Genomic DNA, 25,038 nt, shown 5'->3' with positions numbered 1-25,038 from the left:
TTGTTCGTTTAGTATTCCTCCCGTTATTATAACGGGAGGAATACTAAAGTTGGATGCTCCAGTCGCATGATTCGACTACGTGGTCGGAGTGGGTGGCGATGATGACGATGCCGCCGTTGCCGGCCATGTCGCGCAGGGTGTGGATGACCATGTCGGCGTTGTCGTGGTCGAGAGCACCGGTAGGTTCGTCGGCGAGAATGACTTCAGGTTGTTTGACGATGAGGCGCGCCAGTGCGACGCGTTGTTGTTCACCGCCGGAGAGCTGGTAGACCAGCTCCCTTTGGCGGTCGGCCAGACCGACCCGTTGCAGGGCGTGGGAGATGGTGGTCTTCCTTACCCGTGACGGGAGGTGTGGCAGGGCGACGTTCAGGTTTTCCTCGATGGTGGCGTTGTCGATGAGCGCGTAGTCCTGGAACAGATAGCCCAGGGTGTGTTTGCGGAACATTCGCGCGCCGTGCGCGTGGTATCGGGTGATGTCTCTCCCGTTCACTTCTATCGCGCCGCCGTCCGGCTTCTCCAAGAGGCCGATGCAGTTCAGCAGTGTGCTCTTGCCGGATCCGGATGGTCCGGTGAGAGCGATCATCTGTCCCGAATGGGCCGAGAATCCGAGGTCCTTCCACAGCAGGTGATCGCCGAAGGATTTGGACAGGCCCCGGACGTCAAGCCGTGTGCTCACCGGCGTGCGATCGGGCATGTGGCCGGATAATGCGGTGGTCATCGTTTACTCCTCCCTAGCATGGTTTCGGACGTTGCCGCGCACGTATGCGGCGGTGGACAGCAGGCAGACCGCGAGACTTGTCATGGCGATCAGGACGGCGATGAGCGGCTGATACCCGTCGAGCAGCAGCGGATTGTTCTGAGCGTACGAGACGGTGGACCGGCGCGCGGCCAGAACGGCCTGCGACACGAACCATATGGACGGAATGATCGCCAGTATCGATTCGACGATGACTAGGCTCAGATGGGTTCTCGCGAAGGACCATCCGTGGATGTACCGGGCGAAGATGGTCTGGGCTCGCTCGCGGACCCTGATTCGGGCGATGGCCACGGCCGAGGCGATGAGGACGACGGCCGACATCATGACGTTGTACCCGTGGACGACCAGATCCGATCTGAGCTGCGCGTAATGCGTCGCGGCATTCTGCCCGGCATCGCTTACGGCAAGGATGAAGTCCTCCAGACCCGCCTGCCTTGAGGACGTGATCGCGTACTGCGCGTCATCCAGCAGTGCATCGCCCTGGCTGGCATACGCCGCGTAATCGTCGAAGGACAACAGTCCGCTGCCGTTGTCGACCACAACAATCAGCGCGTCATCGAACAAGGTGGGCGTGTCGGGCAGGGCTGACCCGTAGCCGAATAGCCGCTGGCCCCGCTCGCCGCGCACATAGTCGATCTCGGGAACCGGAACGCCGTAGGCCGACGCATGGGATCGCGCCCAGCTGTCGATCGCTTTCTCGTACGCTTTCACGGCCGCCGCGTCCGCATCATACGGGATCACCACCTTCACCGCCTTGGAGCCGGATGTCAGGCGACGCCCCTTGTCATCCCTGACCGTCTGGTGTCGCAGATAGTTGCCATTGACCAGCAGCACCGTGCTGGACGCTGTCTCCCCGTCGCCCTCAGTGGGCGCCATGAACCGCAGGTCGTCCTCATGGGCCAGAATCATCCGCCCCTCGTCTTCGGCGTGTTCCAGCCATTCGCCGGTCCTGCGACTGTACGCGTCCTGCTCGTCCGTCGACATGTTCGGATTGAGATGCACCTGCGCCACATCGCCGGCGCCCCGCCACGCCTCCTGGGCCTGCCACTGGTTGCGCATATTCCCCACGGCGGTGAACAACAACGTCACCGACCATATGGTGATGAATATCGCCGGAATGCGCACGCAGTACACCGCGATGGAAGGCAGTCTGCGGGGTAGCCGCCCCTTGACCGCGGACAACAGGGGCTGCGCGGCCGCGATTATGAATCCCACTCCATAGGCGATTGCCAGACCCACGCATATGGTTAGGAAGATCGCGGCCGAGAGCATGCCGAACAGGCCCCACTGGGCCCCATGGTTGTGCGCTGCCACCAGAGAGCAAGCCACAATGCTGATAACGCATGCCCCCAACATGCAGGAAACCGCATTGGCCTTGACATCCCGGGCCACCATCATCAACGGGCCTGAACCTTGAAGCCGCTGCACCGCGTATCCCTTCGCGTTCATCAGGGAGAAACCGCCCGCCAACGTCGCACACAACAGCAGCACGACGACCAGTCCCACCCCGACGGGCCTCGACATGACCCATTGCGCATACGAACCGACGAAACTCGTCTTGACAAGGACCCGGTACCCCTGGGACTGCAGTTTCTGCTGCAGGTCGACGGCCGAAGCGGCGGGCCCGTCGAACACGTAATACGTTCCCCGCGGATCGGAAGTGGCCAACTCATCCATCCGGCCGACTACAGTCCGCATCGAGACGTTGAACGACGGATACCCGTGCCCGATCCACGAAGCGGCGTCACCGGCAGGATTGCCGACCGCGACATACAAGTGTCTAGCACCACCGGGATCCCGCACATCGGCGACGCTTTTGACGATATTGACCCTGTCCGCCAGCGCCACCTCGGATATCACACCGACCGTCGCCTCGCTCCTGACCTGCGGTGACGGCCCCGATACCTGCACAGTGGCCCGTACCATAAGAGGCCCCGACAGATCCAGCGCGTTCAACAGCAGAAACGAACCCAACATTGCGGCAAACGCCGCAATCCACACCGCCAGACGAATGGACCCGCTGCGCATGGCACCCTCCTCAAACTCATTAAAGGTGATGCCGTTTTGCGGCATCACCTAATCAATTCTCGATTAGCAATATCTCCAATATGCCTGATCGATTCGAAGGGGATTGCTGTCATAAGCAGTCGCGGTAGACCACTGCTTCTTCACTGCGCATTCTGACCGGACAAGTCCGACATCACCGGTTACACTGGAACCGTGAAGAGCAGATGGATGACGATAGTTTGACCAGTTATAGCCTTCACCGAAATCCATGATTCCGTAGTTCCAAGTTCCACCACCGGCAGGTACGACAGCCGCCATTGCTGTCCCGGTGGCTCCCAGAGATAGTCCTGCCGCTAGAACGATAGCAGCCATTGCTTTGACACGTCGATGTTTATCGGTCATCTTTGACCCTTTCTATAGTAGGCCGAATTCTTTTCGACTCCGTAAGAACTATTGTCCTAAGCGAGAATGCGACGGGCAATGACGAGCAAGCTCGTTGACATCTGGAGATGACATGAAGCCCCCAATCTCGCTATCTTGAGATGACAAATGGCAGCCACAACTTCATCTTGTGCATGGAAATTCTTTATGCGAGGGTCGGTGTCCTAGTTGTTGCGTCATTGATTCTTTCGTGCAGAGCTAGATCTGGTGATGATGTATTGTCCGATGGCATCAGGTTCGCCGATGGGTGTGCCGTTGACTTCGACCCAGGCGTGTGCGCGAAAGGGACGATCGGTGAATCCGGTGCACCATGTGACGGATCGGTGAGATATGCGGCATGCCGCCGCTGTGGAGAGAGACCGAAGCAGACAACCCTGCTGGCTGCGGCATCTGCGGCTTACCGCACATACGGCGTTGCGGTAACGCTTCGCCATGTCGGCATCGGCTGGCGGATACCGTTCGGACCACGTTTCAAGCTGACGGCAAAACTCTCCGATTCGTTGTCGTTCCATCTGTCTTCCGATAATGATGGCAATCAGCGCCACCAGGCGGTCGTGAAAGTTGACTCGTGTGATTGCTTCCGGCTGTAGAGGGATGCTCATAAACGCACGTGCTTCCCCATATCGGCGAGAAATCGTTCCGTATCCCGGACGATGATTTGTCTGTCAGCCCGATATTCTTCGGCGATTTCATTCGTGCAATCCTCGACGGTTTTGCCGTGCATCAGACCGTCGAGGATGATTCGGCCTATTTCGTTGATCTGCAGGTATTCGCCGGTGTCGTTGACGAATACGATTGCCCCTCCCTCTTTGGGATACAGAGATATCTGGTCCTTCAGGCTGGTGTTCGCCATCGTGTCATCGGTTTGCATGTCTTAGCCACCTTTCCACTGCCGCGACTCGTTGCATTTCGAACAGAAACGTGATGTCAGGCATCGGCATGGAAGCTCGACGCCGTATGGCTGGCATATCGATCAATCCTTCTTCGTCCAGCTCTCCACCGGTGATTGAGTTGAGCAGCGAGTCCTTCGAGCGTTGCCAGGCCAGATACAGTGAATATGAGTGATCGCCTTTGACGGGACGCCGGAATATCGTTTCGGGGACTATGCCTTTGAGTGCCCGGTACAATACGGCTTTGTGTAGATTTCCTTCGGTGCGTGCACTGATTGGGGCGCATAGCGCATAGTCCGCGATCCCATGGTCCAGGTAGGGGGAGCGGAACGTTATGTCGTCAGAGGCGAACGTCCGATTAACCTGATTGAGCATTCGTGCCTGCATTGACAGAGAATAGAGCGCCTGATGACGGCTTCGGTCGGGGCTCAATGGCCGAATGTCGGCGTGTTTGAATTGTGATTCAATAGCGCTATATAGGATATCCCTGGCTTTTGTGGTCAGGAATTCGGGAATGAGTATGACATCGTGCCATCCACAAGGCGAGGAGCGATGGTTATGACCTTGTTCCGCGTCCAGGAACGATGACCGTAATTCCTCATACAGATCGGTGTTATCGGTCAGATCGAGAATTGCCTGATGGGGTGGGATTCGGTAATCGGCGCTGTATTGTCTTCGGATGTCTCGTAGTCGCAGTGGGTGTTCCCGCAGGCAGCTCCAAGATGAGGATGGCATAGATGCGAACAGCTCGTCTCCTCCGAAACCTGTGACATGGATACGGCTTGTGCCTGCCTCCATTTCGGAGATTCGGCTGAGATAGCCTTCGATATCGCTCCAGTAGATCGGTTCTTCAGGTATCTCGTTGTTGGGGTATTCGGCTGCGGGTTCGAATGATCTGTTTCCATCCACGACTCGGCCGACTTTGATGAGTGGCATCCGAACGTCCTCGGAGATTCGCTCGGCCCATTGGGAATCCTGATTCATTGGATCGTCGGGTGTTTCATGATACAGGGGCATACGAACCCCCTCGCTGGCGAAGATGTATGTGATGGCGGCGGAATCCACTCCTCCGGACACATCGGCGGATAGTAGTGCCTCATTGCGCCACTCATCCGCGATCGTCAGGAAACTGCTCCTTAGCGATGCCAGAATTGCGCCGTTTGAAACATGTTTTATGGGTGAAGGTTCCGCTCTCGTATATCGCGGCCTATTGGATTTGTCGAGGTGCAGTATGGTTGCGACAGGTATGGAATGTACGTTCCTCCATGGGGATTTGTCCCCTCGTAGGCTGTCAGGGAGCGAAGGCAGCAGATCCATGACAATGCGTTCTAGGTCAAGATCGGCGTTCGTGATGCTTGCAAGTCGGGAGGCGCTGTCCGACAGGAGCACTTCATCTTCGGAGACGATCCAGAACATGCGATCGCCACTCAGCAGAGGAACTTGGACGCATGTTCCCTCGTCATTGATGCTGATGGAGGCGGGAAGCTTCGAACAGTCCGTTGGCTTCCCGCCGCGGACAATCACGGTACGGTTTGGGTTCTTATACGTAAACGGCATCACGTTTCCCTATCCTGATACAGCTAGGGATCATCAATATATGCAGGGTTTCGGTCAGTTCGATCCCCAAGGGAACGGGGCCTTGGCGCCGCCAACATCGACATAGTTGCCGAACCATACGCCATTGGTTGCTTCCTTGAATGATGCGATGACCTCAACGGCAGGAGGCACATAATCCTTCATCTTCGTTCTCCTCGTGTTCTGGATATGGAACCGGATTGCATGTCGGTGCATGCCATTCCAGTTAACATGATTTGGATAGTACATCCAAGAATGTGTTTGGTGTTTGTCATCTTCGGATGACAAACACCAAACACATGGATCTATGGGGAATCGGACGATCTGCTGGCGTTTTTCAGTCTTCCTTCCAGAGTTGGCCGCGGGAACCCTCTTTTACCACGGTGCCTTTATCCAGTACCACAACATCATCGGTAATCGGCTTCAGCTTGCCGTCCGGTTCGGATGCGATGAGCACCGCAACGCCACGATTTGTCTGCTTCCGTATCTGCTCGCAGATCCAATTCGTGCCCGATTGATCGAGTGCCTGGAGCGGTTCATCTACGATCAGGGCTTTGGGATTGGGAAGCAGAGCTATGGCGAATCGCATTTTGAGGACATCGATTGGAGCGAGATCGTGGAGCTTGACGGTGAGAAGATTCTGCAGTTCGGTCATGTGAATAATCCCGTCAAGAAGCGAATCAGACGTTCCGGCCCAGAACGCCTTCCAACGAAGATAGGTTCCGACCGAGTAATACGGGGATAGTGAAATGGCTTCGGGCATTGCATTCACAACGTTTTTGGGTATACGGGATGTGCCACAGGGTTTGCCACAGGTGTATATGCATCCGGAATCCGGGATATCCAGTCCCAACAGCATCCGGAGAACAGTTGTTTTGCCGGCGTCATGTGGCCCCATCAGAACGGTGACTCGACCTGCATAGGCGGCAAATGTGATCCCATGCAATTCGCGACCGGCATGATTGAATGAGACGTTCTCAAACGCAATGATGGGTGAAGCCGAATCGGGCAGCTGGCACATCGTTTTCCTTTCTTCGATTGACCCGAGCCGCAATAATCGAAGTCCCCCCCCTAACGGTTTTTGGATACTGCCCTATCTTAGGGGATGGCAAAAGTGACGTGATATATGCTAGGTTTGTTCCGTTCGCTTGAGCGACGGACATAGACAGTTAACCAGTTTGCTCTATTCTCCAATAAAAGGATTGTGGTGTTTGTCATCTGAAGATGACAAACACCACAATCGTTGAGATGAATATCGTGATTTTTATGCTGGTTTGCTGCCTGTTATTTGGTCCAGCCCCGATTGATACCAAGCTATGGCGATTTGGACTCGGTCCCGCATGTGCATTCTGGCCAATATGCGGCTTACCGTGCGTCGTACCGATGTCGTTTCGATGAATAGGCGCTCCGCGATTTCCTGATTGGACAAGCCTGCCGCCACGAGTTCCGCGACTTCATGTTCCCGCTTGGAAAGTCCGTCGAATAGGCTTCGTAGCAGCTTGATGCGGGTGTTGTCCGATATGGGCCGAACCCCGCGATTGAGTACTTCACCGGTGATTCTCGGTGTCAATACCGCATCTCCGTTATGCACGGCGTGTACGGCGTCACGTAGCTGTTTGGGGGTCGCATCCTTGAGCAGGAATCCGGATGCCCCTCGCGCCAATCCGTCGAAGGCGTAATCGTCCTCATCGTATGTGGTCAGGATCAGTATCTGGATTTGGGGGAATTGCTCCTTGATGATGCCCGTCGCCTCTATGCCGTCCATGACGGGCATGCGCACGTCCATCAGAATCACGTCAGGCAGTTGCTGCGGTGATTGCCGTAGGAACTCGATTGCTTGGGCGCCGTCCACGGCCTGGGAGCTGACGATGATGTTCGGATCGTTGTTCAGCATCATCATGAAGCCGGTGCGCGCCCCTCGCATGTCATCGACCAGCATGACCTTGATGATGTCGTCTCTTGCATCCTTCATGGTTCTTCCGTTTCTTTCAGGGGATTAGTGCCTTGACCGCCCAGCCATTGCCGTATGGCCCATAGGACAGGGTGCCGCCCATTTTCGCAAGGCGTTGGGAGAGCCGTTGCAGTCCGGTTCCACCTGTCGGCTTCCTGCTTTGACCGGATGCCTCGCCGGTGGTGTCGTGTCCGGAGACGTGTCCATCGTTGCGGATCGTGATTGCTGTTCCGCCATCACGGTAATGATTCCAGGAGACGGCAATGCGGGTCAGTCCCGCGCCGTGCCGAAGGGCATTGGTCAGTGCCTCGCGAGTGACGGCGAAGCATAAATCCGAACGGCGGGGGTCCTCGACGCGTCTTCCCGTTTCGGTGAACACGACGATGATTCCGGTTGAGCGTATGTGTTCCAGTACGGGTCTGATATCGTCCCAATCCCGTAAACGCAGGATGTCATCCTGATTCACTGGGTCAAGACCGACCTGTTCCAAAGACGGCTGCGATTCCTCTTCATTGAAGACCTTTAGTATACGGCGCGTATCGGTCAGACTGTCCTTCGCAATCGATGTGATCTCTGCTAAGACATCAGCCAGTTGCGAAGCGGAATAGCCGCCATTCCTTATGCAGTCCTCACCTCCCTGCGATAACGCGATAATCGAGGTCAATCCATGACCGACACTGTCATGCAGCTCGTTGGCCATGCGAAGGCGCCGTTCCGTACGATTCTTTTCCTCCGCCAGCATTGCGGTCTTTCGCCGTGCCTCGGACAGCAGCCTATTCGACGTTCGCCGTTCCCACGCTATGGACAACAGTGAGGATGCGATGCCGGCCAAAGCGACGGAGTACAGTAACGCCAAATATTGAGGCTGCAGATAGGAGGGATAGATGTATTGCATTGCGATCATGCAGATCATGGCCAGATCGCACATGGCCTGAACATACAAAGGAAGCCGAATGCACAGATAAAGCACCAAGATAAGCGCGAACTGCGTGTATGAGTGCAGACCAACGCCGAACAGGACGCCCAGAGAGAGCTCAATGAATTCCAAGGCCAGCAACGCCACGGGGCTTCTGGACCTTAACGTCACGTTTATGGCTCCCAAAACTAGCAGTATAAGGAAGTACCATATTCCCGCTCCCTCGTTGAGGAACCGGATAAACGAATATCCTGTGCCGATTGCCATCCGCTCTTTCACATAATCGCGGATCAGCACGCCCATCGTGCCAACGATGCAGATCAGAGTCGTCGTGAAACGAAGCAGGCGTTCCCCTTTGAGCTGACGAAGCCATAGGATCAATCGATCCCGCGGGGTGACGGCTAACGTTTGTCTCCCATCTGATGACTTACCCCGGCGTGAGCCCATAATGAGATGGTTCCTCGCAACCTGCACCTTACGCCTTCTTCGTTGTCCGAGAATACAGCTTTCCCATTATCTACGATTTGAGGCTCGCATGTCCATGACTGGGCTCCTGTTTGACATCTACGGATGACAGTAACTTATCGCGGACTTCCCTCTCCGCTTGCGGAGAGAATGCTCCAGGCGGGGCTGTTCGACATACTCTCCGCAATCGGCGCGGGAACGCGGCCCCGGTCCATGCGCTGCGCGCATGACCGTGCTGTCTGGCCGCTCGCATGCTCGCGGCGGTGGGCCGCGCGGAATCTGACGAGGGGTTTGCGGCCACCACCAGCATGCCATGCGCTCCGTCTGCGTTCCCTGCGCCGTGTCCCGCGCCGCTCCCGTGCCTGCGCTGCGACGGCGGACCAGCATGCCGTCTTCGCTACTGCCCGGATCGTCGCGGTCCACGCCTCCGGTCTCTCCGCCTGCGCGCATGGCAGGCGGGTGGTGTCCGAAATGGAAACCACACGGAAAGGACCGATGGACATGAACGACATGGTGGACACCCGCACGACGGGAACCGGACTGGCGAAGCGCGTACGCGACGGGTTCCTTCAGGACCGGCGTGAACTTGGGCCGGCGGAAGCGGCCGACAAGTGGTTCGCACCCCTGATGGACAGGTGGAACGGCCTGCTGTCGCGCGACGAGGGAGGCTTCTCCCATGAGGAGCGCGTCACGCTGGCGGTGCTGATGACCGAGTGCCTGAGCATGCGGGACGCGCTGATACTCGCATCTTTGCGCGAGATGGGCGGCGGCGAACTGCACATGCTGTACGCCCAGCCGCATTCGATGGAGTCGGCGGCCGTGGTCATGCGCGAACTGTCACGGGCGTTCAAGGACGCCGCCTACCAGCCGGACACGAGACGCGGGGAACGCGCGACGGCGTTGCTGGAATCGGTGACGGCCGACGCCCCGGACGGATACAAGGCACAGCCGATGGCGTCGTGCGCGTACCTGCTGTGGATGGCCGACCGTTCGACCGCCGCCGCGGTGCGCGCGCTCAAGGCCTTGGCCTTGGACGACGACTGCTCGTTGGCATCCCTCGTGCTCGCGGCCAGCGAACACGGCATCCGCCCCGCGTGGACGGAACGCCGCCGCCACTGAGCGTCGGCCGTGGATTCATCTGGCTGGGGCTTCCGATTCCGGAAGCCCCAGCCAATCCCCAATCATCTGTTTTTTCAAGGAGACAATCATGGAAACCGCAATCATCGAACGTCCCGTATCGGCCGACGAAGGCATGGAGGAATCGAACATCGTCATGCTGGACGTGGGACTTATCGATCCGAACCCCGCGAACCCGCGCCGCGACGTGGGCGATGTGTCGGAACTCGCGGATTCGATACGCGCGCAGGGCATCCGGCAAAACCTGCTCGTCACTCCCACGCCGCAGGGACGCTACCTGCTCGTCATCGGGCATCGCCGCCTCGCCGCCGCCAAACTCGCCGGATTGAGCCGGGTACCCGCCGTGGTGGCCGATTTGTCGGAACGGGAGCAACGCGAGCTCATGCTCGTGGAGAACAGCCAGCGCGCCGACCTGACCGTCATCGAGGAGGCCGACGGCTATCAGGGGCTTCTCGATTTGGGCGTGGGCGTGGACGAGGCAGCGCAACGCACCGGCCGTTCCACGTCATTGGTGCGCCGACGCCTGAAGATAGCCGCCATCGGCGAGAACGCGCGAAGCAAGGCCGGAACGGCCCAGCTGAGCATCGACGACTGGGAGACCATCGCCGACTTCGACCGGCATCCAGACCTTCAGGAACGGCTCGCCGAGGCGGCAGGCGGCAAGAACTGGAACATGGCCGTCAAGCACGCCCGGCAGGAGCGAACATGGCGCGAATGGCTCGACACGGCGCGAGCCGAATTGGAACGCATGGGCATCGACGCGGCCGACGAACAGCCGAACACGGACAACTGGTATGACTCGCCAAAGGGATTGCGTCGCACCACGATGCTGACCACGGGCGACATCGCCAAGGCCATCGACGCATGGCGCGACTCCCATGACGGAGCCACGCCCGTCGTTGGAGTGCGGGCCGAAGGCGCGTCATGGGCGCGCGGCATCGCCCTGTACGAAACCGTGGACGAGGAGGCCGAGACCGCGGCCCGCGAGGCGCGTGAGGCGCGTTGGCGCGAGGAACGGGAACGCGAGGAACGCGAGACGGCACCGGCCAAGGAGTTCGCGCGGGCAAGCCGTGATTTGCGCATCGCGTTCGTGACGCATCTCATGGAACTGAAATCCCAGCCGAAGGGCATCGGCAAAGCCGTCGCCCTGCTGTCCGCGAGATTCGCGCTCGATACGCTCACCGAGGGATTCGACCAATGGAACAGTCATGCCGAGGACGTCTGGGAGCAAATCACCGGCATCGGCACGGCGGGCGACGACGCCGATGATGCAAAGCCGGAGGACGAGGCCGAAGACCCGTTACGCGAGTCCGTCACCGCGATGATTGCCGGCGACCCGCAACGGGCCGCGTTCGGACTGCTCTACGCCTTGGCCGAAGAGCGCGTCAGCTGGGAAACGTGGCGTGACGCGGCGACCATCGCGGAACACGCCGCACCGTTGTACGAGGCGTTGGAAACACTCGGCTACCGCACCTCGGACACGGAAGCCGAAGCCCTCAACGGCTCCCTCGTACCAATCGATGACGACGACAATGGCGAGGATACCGGCATAGGGCAGGACAGCGAACCGGACGACGATGGGGCGTCGCAAGCCGACGACGCATCCGGCGAGCCGGACGACGCCGAATAAGCGACGGACGGGGCGGAACCGGAATACGGGTTCCGCCCCCGTCCGGGCGCGAATGGCGAAACGTGACGGCGCATGCGCGCCCGCGCCTTCCGGAGCCAAGCGGCGGCGGGTGACGTTCAGCCGTGGCGGGAGGAGCGTCGTCGGAGCCGCGCGTCGCACCAATCCATGAGCATGCTCGCAAGCACGGCCGTGAGAAACGTGGCGACGATCAACGCGAACGAGCCGTCCAATGCCGGAGCGTCCGAGCCGGCGAGGAAATGCATGAGCAGGAACGCCAGCATGAGCAATCCCGACAGCATGGCGAACGCCGTGAACACGGAGTTCACGAGGAACACCACGAGCCGCAACGGGTGCGCGAACAGGGCAAGGCACGAGGCCACGCCACGCATCAGCATGCGTATCACGCCCGTCGCCAGCGACAGGCCAAGCATCACCAGCAGCATCGGCATCGCCGCCACCTCCCGTATGTAGCCAATGTCATCCAGCGTAGCCGCCAGGACGCGGGAAACCGAATCGCAATCCCTCCGGGTCCAATCCAATCGAACCGGATTCTCCGGCATCACCGGCATCGGCCGCATTCGCCGTTGCGGCGTTGTCTTCCGTCAGGGCAATCTCCGGCGTATCGACGGCGGATGCCGGTCGGCCGTCGGATTCGAGGGACAAATCCTCGCCATCATGGATTTCGCCGTGACTATCGGCGGGATTGGCCTGCCCGTAGTCGGGCGTGACGGCATGGAACGCCATGCCCGTCTCCCTTGGCTCCATCCTGAGCGTGCGCACGAGCTGGGCACGAGGCATGTGATGGTCGTCGCAGAACGATTGGGCGGCGTCACGGAATCGTTCCGCGGCCCAGCGCATATCGTCCAGCAGGATACCCAAACGCGACAGTTCGCCGCGTTTGCGCCGAAGCGCCTCCAACTCGGCATCCAATGCGTTGTCGGCGATGGCGCGCATCGCCCGGTTGCGTTCCCTCGGCTTCGCCATGACGGTCTCCTCACGGTGATTGTTCTTCACTGCCCCGCATCGTAGAACGACGCCGGCAATGATGCCGGCGGACACGAAACGGAACCGGCGTCGGCATGCGAAACGTGACCTGAAGTCCGCCGCGCATGGCGTGGCGCCAAGGCGAAACTGACCGGTGCGCAACCATCCCCTCCCCGGAGGGGCGGTTGGTGTGTAGCAAGCATCGCCGGTGTACGTACACCGGCGCGGCCCCGCGAGGCTCGGGGCCGATCGCGGGACACCCGTGGAACCCGATATGAGGAGGCGCCGATGGGTTGGAAAGGCAACCGTTCCAGGACGATCCGCAAGGCGGTCACGTTCAGCGAGGAGGAATGGCGGTGGGTGGCGGACTCGCTCAAAGTGGAGAACCGTCAGCGCATCCAGGCCGGGCTCAGGCCCGTGGGATGGATGGCGTTCGCCCGCAACAGGATCAGATGCGCCCACCGCGTCAACATCACCGTGCCCGCGAACCTGCATGACGTGAGCGCCCAACTGGCGAGGATCGGCAACAACGTCAACCAGATCGCCCGTCACGCGAACACCACGCGGGAGACGGACCTGGCCATGCTCTCGCGCGTGTTCGACGAGCTGCGCCAGGCGGAACGGCTGGTCGCGGGCCTGCGCATCCGGGTGGAGACCGACGTTGACCCCAAAGGGGTGCCCGAATGGCTGTAGTCAAGATCGGCAAGATCAAAAGCACGCTTGCCCGCAGCATCGCCTACGTGACGAACCCGGCCAAGACCGACGGCTACCGGTGGGCCTCGACCACCGTCGGCGATGACATCACGGACGCCGAGTCCATCGCCCGAGGCTTCGAATGTGCGTTGGACGCCACGAAAGGCGGCTCACGCCGGCAGGGGGCCGTGTTGGCGCTGCACGTGATCCAATCGTTCGATCCCACCGACCAGGTCACGCCCCGATTGGCGCATCTGATCGGGGAACGGTTCGTCCGGGAGATCACCGGAGGCACGCACGACTACGTGATTGCCACCCACACCGACAGATCCCACATGCACAACCACATCCTCATCTGCCCGGCAGACCGGATCACGGGCAAGGCCCTGCGTCTGAGGAAAGGAACCCTGGGCGAATGGCGGAAGATCAGCGACCGGCTATGCCGCGAATACGGGCTGCACACCCTCATGCCGGAACGGTCCGGGCGCGTGGCCCCGTCGATCGGGGAACTCCATCTGAGCGCCAGAGGCGGCAACATCAAGGACCGGTTGCGCACCAGCATCGACACGGCCTGCATGAACGCCCATGACTTCGCGGGCTTCCGCCGCGAACTCGCGACGCTCGGCGTCAACGCGACCGTGCGCGGCGGACGCATCACCTACACGCCATGCGGGCAGACCCGCGGAATCCGAGACCGGCGACTGGGCGTGGCATACAACATGCTCGCCATCATGGGCAAGATCCACCGGCGCACGCTCAGCGAGATCACCTTCCACGAGGCCATGATCGCCCGTCGGACGGATACGGCGGTGACCGTTCGGGTGCCCGGCACGCACGGACGCCTGCGCCTGTCCATACCGTGCGACCGGCTCGTGCGTGACGGAAGGATCTGGCACGCCTACCTGTCCGACGACGTCAGACAGGTGCTCACCGACGAGAACGGCGGCTATGCACGTTCAACGGACTGCGAGGGCCTGTACGCATGGTTCGCGCGGCCCACGCTGCGACTGGAGGACTACTGCCGTCAACGGTTCGACGGCCGGGACCTGACCGGCGTGAACGGGCGCGCGCTGCGTCAGGCAATCGCCTGCGACCGGCTCGCCGACAGCCTGCGCGAGCTCAAGGTGCTCGCCCAGGTCATCGACGAAGGCGACGGCCGGCTGGCGACGCTCGGCCGACTCACCGACTCCGTCGAACTCAACGCGAAGCACATGCGCGCCCTGATCGCGCTCATCGCCGACAACCATGATCAGGGAGCCGACGCCACGGGACTGGAGGCCCAGCTCGCCATCGAGGAGCAAGAGACCCGTGGCCTGGCCTCCGACGCCCTCGCCCTGCGCCGGCTCATCGCCCGCACCACGCCAACCGCCGAACGCTCCGACGGCGCACGGCGCGCGCAACGCCGCGATGGCGGGCATCGTGTCCGCCGCAGGAACCGGTGAGCCGGCGGAAGCTGGAACGCAACGAACCACGACGGATGACGGGAGAATCCTATGGCGGCCGAGGACCAGGCACAGGAACTCATGATGCGCGTCAGCGAGCAAGGCACGCGCGTCATCATCGACGTGACCAAATACGGGCTCGACAAGGCGCTGCACCTGCTCGGCATCGGCGTGCACGCCACCGGCGAGACATTACGGCGTATCAGGACCACCGGCAAGGTGGACGGCAAGACCCTGCACCGCACCGGCGAGCCGATCAACGTGCAGGAAGTCACCGGACGATACGCCCGACAGCTCGAACACGACCTGAAAAAGGCCGGCATCACCTTCCACATCGAGCACGACCGCGACACCGGCCGCACCTTCCTCCACTTCCAAGGCAAGGACGCCGACGAGGTCAACCACGTCGTCTCACGCATCGTCGAACGCCTCAACCGGGAACTCGCCCGGCAGGAGACCGCCACGACTCCCGAACCCGGCGACGCCGATCCCGCACGGCCGGCCACGGAGACAATGCCGGCACCGGAACGAGAGGAGCCGAATCCGTTCCTCGAACCCTCCGACGACGCGCTGCGCCTCGCCTTCGACGCCGAATCGCCATCGAACGGCCGGTTTGACTTCCGCACGGTGCCCTGGGACCGTGACGCCGCGATCATCACCGACCAGCTCGACCGGCTCCCCATACCCCACCCCCCGCAACGGGTCGCCGACGACACGGTGCGCTTCACCTACCCGGCCGGCCAGGCCAGACGGATCGCCGACACTATCGAAACCCTGACCGCACGCTCACGGGGCCTGGACTGGAACCGCATGGACATCCCCGCCCCGGACGGCGGCGTGCGCCGCCCCAAAACCAAGCAGCAGACCCTGAACGACATCCGCACGCGGGCCGGCAAACGCATCGAAGGGCAACGCCGCACCGCGCCCTCGAAGCAACGCACCCGCACCCGGTGAACGGATGCGCGACGACCATGACCGGAAAGGAACATCGCCATGCCCGAGCTTTCAGCCAACGCGCGTTGGCTCATGGACAACCTCATCGACAACGACCGGCAGGCCCTGGCGGACATCGCGCGACGCGGCGAGCAATACGCGGCCGCCGGCATGCCGCAGGACAATCGGCTGGGCCAGGTCGCCCGCATGGTCGTCGATGACGCGATCCGACGCCACAACCAGGCATGGCCCGACGCCTCGATCAGCTTCCCTGCGCCGGACCTCGACCAGGCCTCCGACGAGATCGCCCAACGCATCCGCACGCAGGCCGCACGATCATGGAACACGCCCGACGCCATGCAGACGCCGACGCGATGGCAGCCCGAACAGACCGGAAACGCGCGAACTCCGGCCCCGGAGCCGAAACGGAACGAGACGGCCGTCGGCCGGCCCGGCGGCGAGCAGACGGCGCAACCCGCGGCCGGTGGAAGAACAAGGGAGATCTGGCCGCGCGTGAACTTCCCCAACAGCTACGTGCACCTGTACCGGATGACCTCCAAGGACGGGCGCATGTTTGACAAGATGCGCGTGGCGATACCGCAGGGCACCAGCATCCGCGGCGTGGACCTGACCGGATGGCAGCTCGACCGCTTCCTGACCGACCATGCACGGGACGCCAAACTGAACGGGCGCGACGTGACCGTCAGCTTCAAACCCGGCGAACCGGTAGAACTGTGGCGCGGCAAAGGCGAGCAACGAGAGACCATGCGCATCGACGACGCATGGCAGCTGTGCCGCGCCGTCAAAGCGCAACGCATGGCCTACGCGAGGCAGCACGCCGAAAACAAACCAGTCACCGCCACCACCGGCACCCCAACCGGCGAGGAACCACCAGCAGCACCCGGCCCGGAAAACCCCGAACCGGCGGCCGAGCAATCCCGGAAGGCCGGCAAGAGCCGGACACTCGACGCCATCAAGGACAGGGCCGAACGCCGCACGCAAACACCATCCACCACGCCGGCAAGAACGCGGACGCAATCACAGCAATCACAGACAAGGAGCCGATGATGGCGGAAGACGACCTGACGATCAACGTATGGGTAGGCAACCTCGGACGATACAACGAGGGCACGCTCATCGGCGGATGGCTGCGCCTGCCCACGGACGAGCAGCGGATCAACCGGTTCCTCACCGAACAGGTCGGACTGACGCTCGACGCGCAGCAAGCCTATGAGATCGGACGCCAAGGAGGCGTCACCTATGAGGAATACGGCATCTTCGACCACGAATACACGGGCCTGCTCGCCGCACTCGACTACCGGCCCGGCGAATACGAAGACCTCCACTCCCTGAACACGCTCGCGCAAGCCGCCCGGATCTTCACGCAAGACCAGCCCGAAGCATTGGAGGCGGTACGGCTGGCGGCCGATATGAACGGCGTGCACGACCCGATCGGACTGGCGAACCTGCTCGTCCAATCCGAGGACATCGAATACATGACCTACGACCCGCCGCAAGGCATCACGCAGGAGAACACGCCCGACCTGGACGAGATGTACGGCTGGCATTGCGTCAACCAAAGCACGGAACTCGCGAAACTCCTTGACGGACCATACGGCATGTACTTCGACGTGGCGAAATACGGGCGCGACGCCGCCATCAACGACAACGTCACCCTCGCCGACCACGGGTTCCTGATCGACGCCACCATCCCCGACACCAAACGGTATTCCGGCACGGAACTCAAGCAGATCATCGACGCCTACACCGACGACGAGCCCGGCCTCGACGCCACGACGCAGTCGACCCCCGACGCAATGCGGATGATCGAGCGCTGGGGAGACACGCACGACAACGTGATGCGATCGGACGGCACGGAGCGCATCACCGAACGCATCATGCAGGCCAACGACACCGATGGCGACACCCTGCGCCGACAGGTCCAAGGCCTCGTCAAACCGGTGGCCGACCAGCTGGACGGCGACATGCCCTCAGGCTCGGCCACGTTCGCCCGACTCGTCGCCGAACACGCAGCAGAACACGCCAATCCCGACCAGATGCCGGCACGGGAACCGTTCCGGCTCGAATCACTGCTCGAACCCAGCGAACGCATCATGGAATACACGCTCGCCGGCACGGCGACGAACTGGGGAGCACCCGTCTACCAGTGCATCATGCCCGCCGATTCCACCGACATCAGCGCCGGATTGGAGGACACCCTCCAACGCATCATCGCCGACCGGACCGGGCGCGGCGACGCCGCCTCGATACTCGCCGAAACCATGGGCGCCAGACCCGCCGGCGAACTCGACCCCGCCGACGGCATCACCCCGATCGACCAGGGATACGCGCTGCCCGCACCCATCACCTCCTTCAACCCCAAATCGGCGAAAGAGGAAGAGCCGAACACGTCGAAAGGCAGGGACACGGTGCTCGACGGCATACGCCAACGGGCCAGCCAGCGCGCCGACGACCCCACAGCCCATCCGTCCACACCGGACCGGACGAAGACCCGCAACCGATAAGCCGCCGAGGAGACCAGCATGACCACCATGGACACCGCCTACCGGCAACTGCAGGACGAACTCAAACGCCTCGGCTACGAGCTGCGCATGGAAGGCTTCGGCATCCTCCAGCCCCAAGGCTCCTACGGGGACATCGAACCACCGTACCGGCTCGTCACCCTGCGCGAGATCCCCATCGAACCGTTGCCCGAATGGTCGGCCGACGTGCACCCGCACGACATCACCTACCGGTTCGACGCCACGCGATACCAGCACGACAGCGAACAACGGGACACCGTTGACGTGCGCGACTACGAAACATGGACGCGCACCGTATGCGACGAACAACACGTGCAAGGCCGCGTGCTCATCGACATGGACAAAACGGCGGAGGAACGCATCGCCGACCTCGCCACCGCAATCCACTACATCCAATCCGCGAACCCCGCATGCCGCTCCTACCCGGTGGACCGCAAGACCCGACGCAACGAACTGCCCGACCGCACCCGCATCAGCCAGCCGATCGACGACTACCGGGACCCGTGGAGCATCCGGGTCATGGCCGCACGGGAACAGGCCCTCGACACGCTCGCCTCCAAACACGTTCGGGTGTCCAAGGCCCGCGCCGAATCCGACGCGCTCACCGGAGGCGGCCGCGACGCCCGCGCCATCGGTCGAGACGCCATCAACGCCGTCCAAGGCAAAGCCCCGAACATCGACAAACCCATCAGAAAACGCAGGCCGAGCCGATGATCGACGCCCGACATCCGCAGGCCTATGCGCGCGGCATCCTCACCGATGACGCCAGATTCCACACCGACGGCGACGGCAGGACGACGGCAACCCTGACCGTGAACGCCGGCACCATGGACACGCCGCTCATCATCCGCGTGCACGCGGCCGGAGACCATGCGACATACCTGCGCGAACAGAGCGCACTGCAGGGACGACGACTCATCGTCCACGGCATCATCCACGAAGAGGAAAACGCCGACGAAGTGTACATCCTGGCCGACGAGATGGCCCTGCACACCAGCGTCAAGGACACACTCCCGTGAACACGGCGCGAACAATCACGATCATCGATGCAGGCGAGGAAACCGTTGGCACTCCAATCACACGCGGGAACTCGGCCATCTACGATGCGGAAACACCCGTGGGACGCATCCTTGCCGCGATGTGCGACGGAGGCGACACCATCGAGAACCGCCAAGGTCTCACGCGCATCACCAGCGCCGCCGACGCGGGAAACAGACAGCCGGCACTCGGACGCGATAAGCCTTTGCAAGCGGACACCGCCGTCATGCAGCCCGCGGCCGACGATCCGCCATGGACTAGGGAACAGACGCTCACGAACATCCGCGTCCGCGCCGAACACCGCATCAACAGTCGGATTTCGCAAGCGGCCGAAGCATTCGTTGGAGATGACATACGAAGAACCATGACGCAGCACCGCGTCAGCGTGGGAGGAGACAAGGGAAACCAATGAAACGCCTACAGGCCATACTGCCCGCGGCCATGGGACTGCTCACACTGTTCTGGCTGGGCGACAAGATCGGCTACCAGATACGCACCGACCTGGATGAAGGCACGAGCGTGATCGACCTGATGAACAGATTCTGGCTCGACCTGTACCATCCATTCCACCTATCCACGAACCATACCGATTTGCTGTGCGGACTCGCCGCAATGGGAGTCGGCCTGCTGATTTGGGCATACAAGTACACGGCGCGCCTGAACCTGCGCAGCGGCGAGGAACACGGTTCCGCCCACTGGGGCACTCCGAAGGACATCAAACCGTTCATCGACCCCGTGGAATCCCGCAACATTCGATTCACCGCGACCGAACGGCTCTCCATAGACACGCGACGCACCCTGCGCAACCTCAACGCGCTCCTGCTCGGCTCATCAGGCTCCGGCAAAACCCGCTACTACGTCAAACCCAACCTATTGTCCGTGGACATGAACTGGGCCGTCACCGACCCCAAAGGCGAACTCAAACGTGACACGGAACACGCCATGCGCGATCGCGGATACCAAGTCAACACGCTCGACCTCATCCACCTCGACCGGTCCGACCGGTTCAACCCCATGCGCTACATCGACCCCGAAGAACCCCAATCCGCGATCCTGCGTCTGACCGACAACCTCGTCACCAACGCCAACGGAGACCGCAAAACCGGAGACAGCTTCTGGCAGGACGCCGAAAAAGCACTCCTATGCGCCCTCATCGCATGGACCTACTACACCGAAAACAACCCCACCCTCAACCAAGTCACCGACACACTCGACCGAATGGGAGCCAGCGAACAGGACGAAGACAAGGAATACATCATCGATGCGCTCTTTGCCGAAGCCCAAACCGAAATCCACCGCATGCGCGAACACCCCGACGACTACGATGAGGAGACCCGGAGCATGCTCGACGGGCTCGCGTTCGCATGCGCCCAATACAACACGTTCCTCAAAGGCGCCGGCGAAACCAAGAAAAGCATCATCATCACCACCGGCGTCCACCTTTCACCTCTCCAAGTGCGCGAGGTACGCCGGATCCTCGACGGCGACGACATCCGGCTCGAAACCCTCGACCAAGGCAAACGCATCATCTACCTCGAACTGCCCGACACCAACGCCACGTTCTCCTTCATCGCCAGCGTCTTCTACCAATGCCTCTTCGAAACACTCGTGCGCAAAGCCGACGCCAAACCCGACGGCGTGCTCGACCGCGACGTGCACTGCATGCTCGACGAATTCGCCAACATCGGCAAAATCCCCAACTTCGTAAGGCTCATCGCCACCATACGAAGCCGACGCATCAGCTGCAGCATCATCCTCCAGACCGTCAGCCAAGGCAAGAGCCTCTATCGGGATGACTGGGAAACCATTGCCGGCAACTGCGACAGCCAGCTCTTCCTCGGCGGCAACGAACCCAGCACCACCAAATACATCAGCGACCGACTCGGAGACCAGACCATCGACGTCATCGAAACCAGCGAAACCAAAGGCCTCAACGGCAGCTGGACGCGCAGCACCCGTAAGAACGCCCGAAAACTCCTCACCCCGGACGAACTCGGACGCATACCTGCCAACCAGTGCATCTACCTACTCAGAGGCATACCGCCGTTCCTTAGCAATAAGGTTTGTCATCTATAGATGACAAACCCCTCTTTTCACAGGCAGCGTTTTGAATAAAGTGCCAGTATAAATGTGAGGTTCATCACAAAGACGTTGATGAATCCTCAGCGTCTGGTGAAGCCTCGTCAGACGTACACCCTTAAAAGAGAAAGAGTCATCATGAACACCGTCAAGCGCAAGCTTCTTGGCGTTTTCATACCGATGCTGGCTATGGCCTGCTTCGCAACACCGGCAATCGCCGGCAACGTGAGCAGCAGCAGCTGGAGCGGATATGCCAAGAACTGGTCTACCTTCGATACCCCTAACCGGCAGAAGCAGAATAGCTCAGCTTCCTTCGTGCGAGCTGATAATGTATCTGGGAATCGTACCATTAGGGTATGGGCCCTTGGATACAGCAATGATGACGTGTCATCCAGCGTTGAATTCCTGCGCAGCAATAAGAGTGCTCTTGTATCAAATAACGCTTTCAAGAACGGCCCCAAGCAAATTCATTTGCGTATGCAGAATGTAGAGAACTACATCTCTGCAACGTCTGCGTATGGTGTCTGGAGTCCGGACTCTAACTGATAACGACTAATAACGATGTGGGTGGTGCCACATATTCGGCGTCACCCACATCGTCATTAGAACGATATGGGAGTAGGGAGTAAAGCATGAATAGATTTGTATTCCGTCGGCAGTTGGCGCGAAACGTGTGCAGTGTTCGTTTGCTGGTTGTCGTGGCTATGTCTGTAATGCTGATGGCGGTGCAGTATTGGACCACGTACCACGCGGGGTATCGAATCAGGGAAAGTGCGCCATCGCTCCTGAAGGATGTGATGCTATTCAACCAGTATGGTTCGGCATCCACATTGTATCTGTATTTGCTGCCGTTCTTCGCGGCCCTGATGGGTGGGAGCGTGTGGGCGGTGGAGGAGCGTAGCGGTCGCCTGCTGAACATGCTTCCGCGCGAGGGACGTTCCGCGCTTTTGCATACAAGCATGCTGTCCGGTTTTGTGCTGGGTGGCTTGGGTGGGGTGTTGCCGTTGATCGTCAACCTGTTGGTTTCGGCTGTTCGGACACCACAGTTGTCGTTCATCGAAGGTACATCGGCGGATGAGAATGGCATGATGCTGCCTAAATATGTACTGATTGATTCGTCGTCGTGGGCGTATCCGTTGTACAGGATGAGTCAGCCGTTGCTGATTGCGGTGATCCTGTTGTTGGTGTTTGTCTTGTCGGGTGCGTTCGCCCTGTTGGCGTTGGGCTCGTCCCTGTTCATCCGTCGCAGGCATGTGGAGCTGCTGGTCCCGTTCGTGGCGAGTCTGGTGTGGTGGATGCTGCCCGCGCTGACCGGTGGCCTGGTTCCCGACGAGTGGAGCCAGATCATCTTCCTGAATTTCTCGCATTGGGATGCGCCTGGCACCGCGTGGCGCAATTACTTGGGGATGCTCCTGATGACGGTCGGGATGACGGTCTGCTCGCTGGTGCTCGCGCGGGTGAAGGAGGCCCGCGATGTGCTCTGATCTGTTCCATCCGTTCCGGACCGCGCCACGGGTGATGCGTATCGCAGTGGGGCTGGTGTCCCTGATCGGCGCCGTATGCGCCGTGAGTCTGCTATACGGGGGCTTGGCCCCATCCCTGCACGACGATTACATCGGGTTCATGCGTGTGGGCGCCACTTTGTGCTCGTTGCCGCCGTGTCTGATCGCGGTGGGCGCGGGCAGTGCGAGGTATGGCGCGTTCGAACGGGTGCGCCGCGATCCGAGGAACGAGTTGCGGCACAACCTCGCGTGGCTGACTCTGATGGGCCTGTTGACAGGGGCGTGCTCGGGTGTGGTGTTCGCACTGACCGAGTTCGTCCTGCTCGGCCGGCCGTTCGAGCCGGGCTCGCTGTCGCTGACGGCGATGCTGACGGTGCAGACGGTGATGATGTGCGTGGCCGTGTCGCTGCTGGTGCTGCTGCTGGCGAACTGCGGGCTGCCGTTCTCGCGGACGCTGCCGGTGCTGATTGCCATCCTGCTGTTGGCGAATTGGATGCTGCTGCCGTTGACGGGCGAGGTGACCCGGTACGTGTACTACTTCTGGTATCCGATCAGTCCTTATTGGTCGGATGTGCTCGTCGGGCAGGTGGCGCCGTTCGTCGGCTGGTGTCTGCTGCTCGTCGTCGCGAACGTCGTCGCCTTTGGACACATGGACAGGTTGGAGGCGTGACATGAACGATAGTGGTCGGATGAAGTGGCAGATGGCCCGGTTCCTGCAGTCGCTACATCGGCGCAACGGGTTGCGCGCGATGCTGCTCGTCATCTACGCGGTGGTCGTGTACCGGTTCCTGATCAGCGGTATGGATCCGGGCGTGTTCATCGGCATGTTCCGCTCGTCGGATTCGCCGTTCACTCCGGGGCTGGCGTACAACATGTATGCACTGGTGTACGCTTTGTTCGGTATGGCGATCCCGTTGGAGCAGTTCTCGGAATGGCTCGCCGTGCCCGAGTGCATGGTGTACGTCAGACGCGGCCGGGGACCGGGACGGTTCCTCGCCTACCTGCTCATGATCACCGTGTACTGCGTCGTCTACACCCTGATCCAAGCCGTGGCCCAGCGGATCATGTTCCCGGACGAAGACCCGGTCGCGTTCGCAGGTTCGGCCGTGTGCGCGGCGTGCGTGCTGCTGGCTGCGATGCTGACCGCGAACCTTGGCTACTTGTCGGGGTCGCGCATCGCTGGCTACTTCGTCGTGGTCGTACTGCTGGGACTGCTCATGTCGTTCTCGGAACCGCAGCAGTGGCTGCTCGCCGTCGGTCCGCTTCACGTACCGAACTGGATGCCCGCGGCCATCCTGACGATCCTCATATGCGCCGCGGCGAACCTGATCGCGTTCAATCGGATGCAGATTCTCTGAAGAGGTCGGGATGACGTCGCCAATCGGAAAACCAACCACTTTGTTACCAGCGAAAGGGGAACATCATGTACGTGCAGGTCAGGAACCTCACCAAGACGCTCAAGGGCAGGACCGTCCTCAAAGACGTGAACGCCGACTTCGAACGGGGACGGATATACGGCGTGGTCGGCGCCAACGGCTCCGGCAAGACCATGCTGTTGCGGGCCGTATGCGGATTCATCCGTCCCGACCGCGGGACCGTGACCATCAACGGCAAAACGGTCGAATTCAACCGCAAGCTCCCCGACATGGTCGGTGTGATTATCGAGAACCCCGGATTCATGCCCTCCGAAACCGCAGACGCCAACCTGCGCTATCTCGCCGGCATCAACCATACCTACGACGAGCGGGAGACCACACGGCTGCTGACGTTGTTCGGACTGAACGACCACAGGCACGAGAAGGTCAAGTCGTTCTCCCTGGGCATGCGCCAGAAGCTCGCCATCGTCCAGGCCCTCATGGAGCATCAGCATCTCATCCTGCTCGACGAGCCCACCAACGGCCTTGACGAACACTCCGTGGATATCTTCCTCAATGAGATGAAACGTCAGCGCGACATGGGACGGACCGCCATCATCGCCTCCCACCACAGCGATGAACTCAACCAAATCGCCGACCACCTCTACACCATGACCGACGGCAAACTCGGATGAGCAGT

The 25,038-nt window shown here is 60.9% G+C and carries 28 protein-coding genes; 16 read left to right on the top strand and 12 right to left on the bottom strand.

What is annotated here, in order from left to right; genetic code table 11:
* Window positions 1-43: 43 nt before the first annotated feature.
* The 10 genes from DF196_RS02680 to DF196_RS02635 form a co-directional block, all read right to left on the bottom strand.
* Window positions 44-718 carry an ATP-binding cassette domain-containing protein gene (locus tag DF196_RS02680; protein WP_201780449.1) on the bottom strand — a complete coding sequence of 225 codons (675 nt, stop codon included), beginning with the start codon at window positions 716-718 and terminating at the stop codon, window positions 44-46.
* A 3-nt stretch (window positions 719-721) separates the two neighbouring features.
* Window positions 722-2,833, bottom strand: coding sequence for a hypothetical protein (locus DF196_RS02675; RefSeq protein WP_143248718.1), 2,112 nt, complete (start codon window positions 2,831-2,833; stop codon window positions 722-724).
* A 15-nt stretch (window positions 2,834-2,848) separates the two neighbouring features.
* On the bottom strand, window positions 2,849-3,166 hold the full coding sequence (locus DF196_RS02670) for a lactococcin 972 family bacteriocin (protein WP_082440437.1): 318 nt from the start codon (window positions 3,164-3,166) through the stop codon (window positions 2,849-2,851).
* A gap of 215 nt (window positions 3,167-3,381) precedes the next feature.
* Window positions 3,382-3,807: a lasso peptide biosynthesis B2 protein gene (locus tag DF196_RS14170; RefSeq protein ID WP_082440438.1), complete on the bottom strand. Its 426-nt coding sequence runs from the start codon at window positions 3,805-3,807 to the stop codon at window positions 3,382-3,384.
* Window positions 3,804-4,076 (bottom strand): PqqD family protein, encoded by a 273-nt coding sequence (locus tag DF196_RS02660; protein WP_055427646.1) that lies wholly within the window; start codon window positions 4,074-4,076, stop codon window positions 3,804-3,806. Before DF196_RS02660 ends, DF196_RS14170 begins: the two co-directional genes overlap by 4 nt.
* Window positions 4,063-5,652, bottom strand: a complete 1,590-nt coding sequence (locus DF196_RS02655) for an asparagine synthase-related protein (RefSeq protein ID WP_082440439.1) — start codon at window positions 5,650-5,652, stop codon at window positions 4,063-4,065. Before DF196_RS02655 ends, DF196_RS02660 begins: the two co-directional genes overlap by 14 nt.
* A gap of 54 nt (window positions 5,653-5,706) precedes the next feature.
* Window positions 5,707-5,835: a lasso RiPP family leader peptide-containing protein gene (locus tag DF196_RS02650; protein ID WP_014484606.1), complete on the bottom strand. Its 129-nt coding sequence runs from the start codon at window positions 5,833-5,835 to the stop codon at window positions 5,707-5,709.
* Window positions 5,836-6,007: 172 nt separating this feature from the next.
* Window positions 6,008-6,691: an ATP-binding cassette domain-containing protein gene (locus DF196_RS02645; protein ID WP_055427647.1), complete on the bottom strand. Its 684-nt coding sequence runs from the start codon at window positions 6,689-6,691 to the stop codon at window positions 6,008-6,010.
* Window positions 6,692-6,934: 243 nt separating this feature from the next.
* Window positions 6,935-7,642, bottom strand: a complete 708-nt coding sequence (locus DF196_RS02640; RefSeq protein WP_055427648.1) for a response regulator transcription factor — start codon at window positions 7,640-7,642, stop codon at window positions 6,935-6,937.
* A 16-nt stretch (window positions 7,643-7,658) separates the two neighbouring features.
* Complete coding sequence (locus DF196_RS02635) at window positions 7,659-8,840, bottom strand: sensor histidine kinase (RefSeq protein WP_241519551.1); 1,182 nt, start codon at window positions 8,838-8,840, stop codon at window positions 7,659-7,661.
* A 663-nt stretch (window positions 8,841-9,503) separates the two neighbouring features.
* Between DF196_RS02635 and DF196_RS02630 the strand changes: the two genes are divergently transcribed.
* Window positions 9,504-10,121, top strand: coding sequence for a DUF4192 family protein (locus DF196_RS02630; RefSeq protein ID WP_143249101.1), 618 nt, complete (start codon window positions 9,504-9,506; stop codon window positions 10,119-10,121).
* 88 nt (window positions 10,122-10,209) lie between these two features.
* On the top strand, window positions 10,210-11,769 hold the full coding sequence (locus DF196_RS02625; RefSeq protein WP_055427650.1) for a ParB/RepB/Spo0J family partition protein: 1,560 nt from the start codon (window positions 10,210-10,212) through the stop codon (window positions 11,767-11,769).
* Between the two features lie 116 nt (window positions 11,770-11,885).
* Here the strand turns inward: DF196_RS02625 and DF196_RS02620 are convergent, their stop codons facing one another.
* Complete coding sequence (locus DF196_RS02620) at window positions 11,886-12,218, bottom strand: hypothetical protein (RefSeq protein WP_055427651.1); 333 nt, start codon at window positions 12,216-12,218, stop codon at window positions 11,886-11,888.
* Window positions 12,219-12,246: 28 nt separating this feature from the next.
* Window positions 12,247-12,783, bottom strand: coding sequence for a hypothetical protein (locus DF196_RS02615; RefSeq protein WP_146194685.1), 537 nt, complete (start codon window positions 12,781-12,783; stop codon window positions 12,247-12,249).
* Between the two features lie 258 nt (window positions 12,784-13,041).
* On the opposite strand from DF196_RS02615, the gene DF196_RS02610 reads away from it, so the two are divergent.
* The 14 genes from DF196_RS02610 (at window position 13,042) to DF196_RS02545 (ending at window position 25,033) form a co-directional block, all read left to right on the top strand.
* Complete coding sequence (locus tag DF196_RS02610) at window positions 13,042-13,446, top strand: MobC family plasmid mobilization relaxosome protein (protein WP_055427653.1); 405 nt, start codon at window positions 13,042-13,044, stop codon at window positions 13,444-13,446.
* A complete protein-coding gene (locus tag DF196_RS02605) occupies window positions 13,437-14,888 on the top strand; it encodes a relaxase/mobilization nuclease domain-containing protein (RefSeq protein WP_055427654.1) in 1,452 nt (483 codons plus the stop codon). The genes DF196_RS02610 and DF196_RS02605 overlap by 10 nt, the downstream gene beginning before the upstream one ends.
* 51 nt (window positions 14,889-14,939) lie before the next feature.
* On the top strand, window positions 14,940-15,842 hold the full coding sequence (locus tag DF196_RS02600; protein ID WP_109056369.1) for a PcfB family protein: 903 nt from the start codon (window positions 14,940-14,942) through the stop codon (window positions 15,840-15,842).
* 39 nt (window positions 15,843-15,881) lie between these two features.
* On the top strand, window positions 15,882-16,889 hold the full coding sequence (locus tag DF196_RS13615; protein ID WP_174514763.1) for a hypothetical protein: 1,008 nt from the start codon (window positions 15,882-15,884) through the stop codon (window positions 16,887-16,889).
* Complete coding sequence (locus tag DF196_RS02590; protein WP_094729294.1) at window positions 16,886-18,346, top strand: antirestriction protein ArdA; 1,461 nt, start codon at window positions 16,886-16,888, stop codon at window positions 18,344-18,346. The genes DF196_RS13615 and DF196_RS02590 overlap by 4 nt, the downstream gene beginning before the upstream one ends.
* Before the next feature lie 18 nt (window positions 18,347-18,364).
* The gene (locus tag DF196_RS02585; RefSeq protein WP_094729293.1) at window positions 18,365-19,078 is read left to right on the top strand and encodes a hypothetical protein; all 714 of its coding nucleotides are present in this window, start codon (window positions 18,365-18,367) and stop codon (window positions 19,076-19,078) included.
* Window positions 19,075-19,383, top strand: coding sequence for a hypothetical protein (locus DF196_RS02580; protein ID WP_055427658.1), 309 nt, complete (start codon window positions 19,075-19,077; stop codon window positions 19,381-19,383). Before DF196_RS02585 ends, DF196_RS02580 begins: the two co-directional genes overlap by 4 nt.
* The gene (locus DF196_RS02575; RefSeq protein ID WP_055427659.1) at window positions 19,380-19,814 is read left to right on the top strand and encodes a hypothetical protein; all 435 of its coding nucleotides are present in this window, start codon (window positions 19,380-19,382) and stop codon (window positions 19,812-19,814) included. The genes DF196_RS02580 and DF196_RS02575 overlap by 4 nt, the downstream gene beginning before the upstream one ends.
* Window positions 19,811-21,478, top strand: a complete 1,668-nt coding sequence (locus DF196_RS02570; RefSeq protein ID WP_094667175.1) for a VirD4-like conjugal transfer protein, CD1115 family — start codon at window positions 19,811-19,813, stop codon at window positions 21,476-21,478. Before DF196_RS02575 ends, DF196_RS02570 begins: the two co-directional genes overlap by 4 nt.
* A 141-nt stretch (window positions 21,479-21,619) precedes the next feature.
* Window positions 21,620-22,027, top strand: coding sequence for a hypothetical protein (locus tag DF196_RS02565; RefSeq protein ID WP_174514764.1), 408 nt, complete (start codon window positions 21,620-21,622; stop codon window positions 22,025-22,027).
* An 86-nt stretch (window positions 22,028-22,113) separates the two neighbouring features.
* The gene (locus DF196_RS02560) at window positions 22,114-22,965 is read left to right on the top strand and encodes a hypothetical protein (RefSeq protein ID WP_094667176.1); all 852 of its coding nucleotides are present in this window, start codon (window positions 22,114-22,116) and stop codon (window positions 22,963-22,965) included.
* Entirely contained in the window at window positions 22,955-23,653 is a 699-nt protein-coding gene (locus DF196_RS02555) for a hypothetical protein (RefSeq protein WP_055427671.1), read from the top strand. Before DF196_RS02560 ends, DF196_RS02555 begins: the two co-directional genes overlap by 11 nt.
* A gap of 1 nt (window position 23,654) precedes the next feature.
* A complete protein-coding gene (locus DF196_RS02550; protein ID WP_094729292.1) occupies window positions 23,655-24,341 on the top strand; it encodes a hypothetical protein in 687 nt (228 codons plus the stop codon).
* A gap of 65 nt (window positions 24,342-24,406) precedes the next feature.
* Window positions 24,407-25,033, top strand: coding sequence for an ABC transporter ATP-binding protein (locus tag DF196_RS02545; protein ID WP_055427673.1), 627 nt, complete (start codon window positions 24,407-24,409; stop codon window positions 25,031-25,033).
* The last annotated feature ends 5 nt before the right edge of the window (window positions 25,034-25,038 follow it).

The organism is Bifidobacterium callitrichidarum, from assembly GCF_003129905.1.
In the GTDB taxonomy this organism is placed as follows: domain Bacteria; phylum Actinomycetota; class Actinomycetes; order Actinomycetales; family Bifidobacteriaceae; genus Bifidobacterium; species Bifidobacterium callitrichidarum.
Note: the sequence above shows the minus strand (reverse complement) of the source record. Positions and strands in the feature narration are given on the sequence as shown.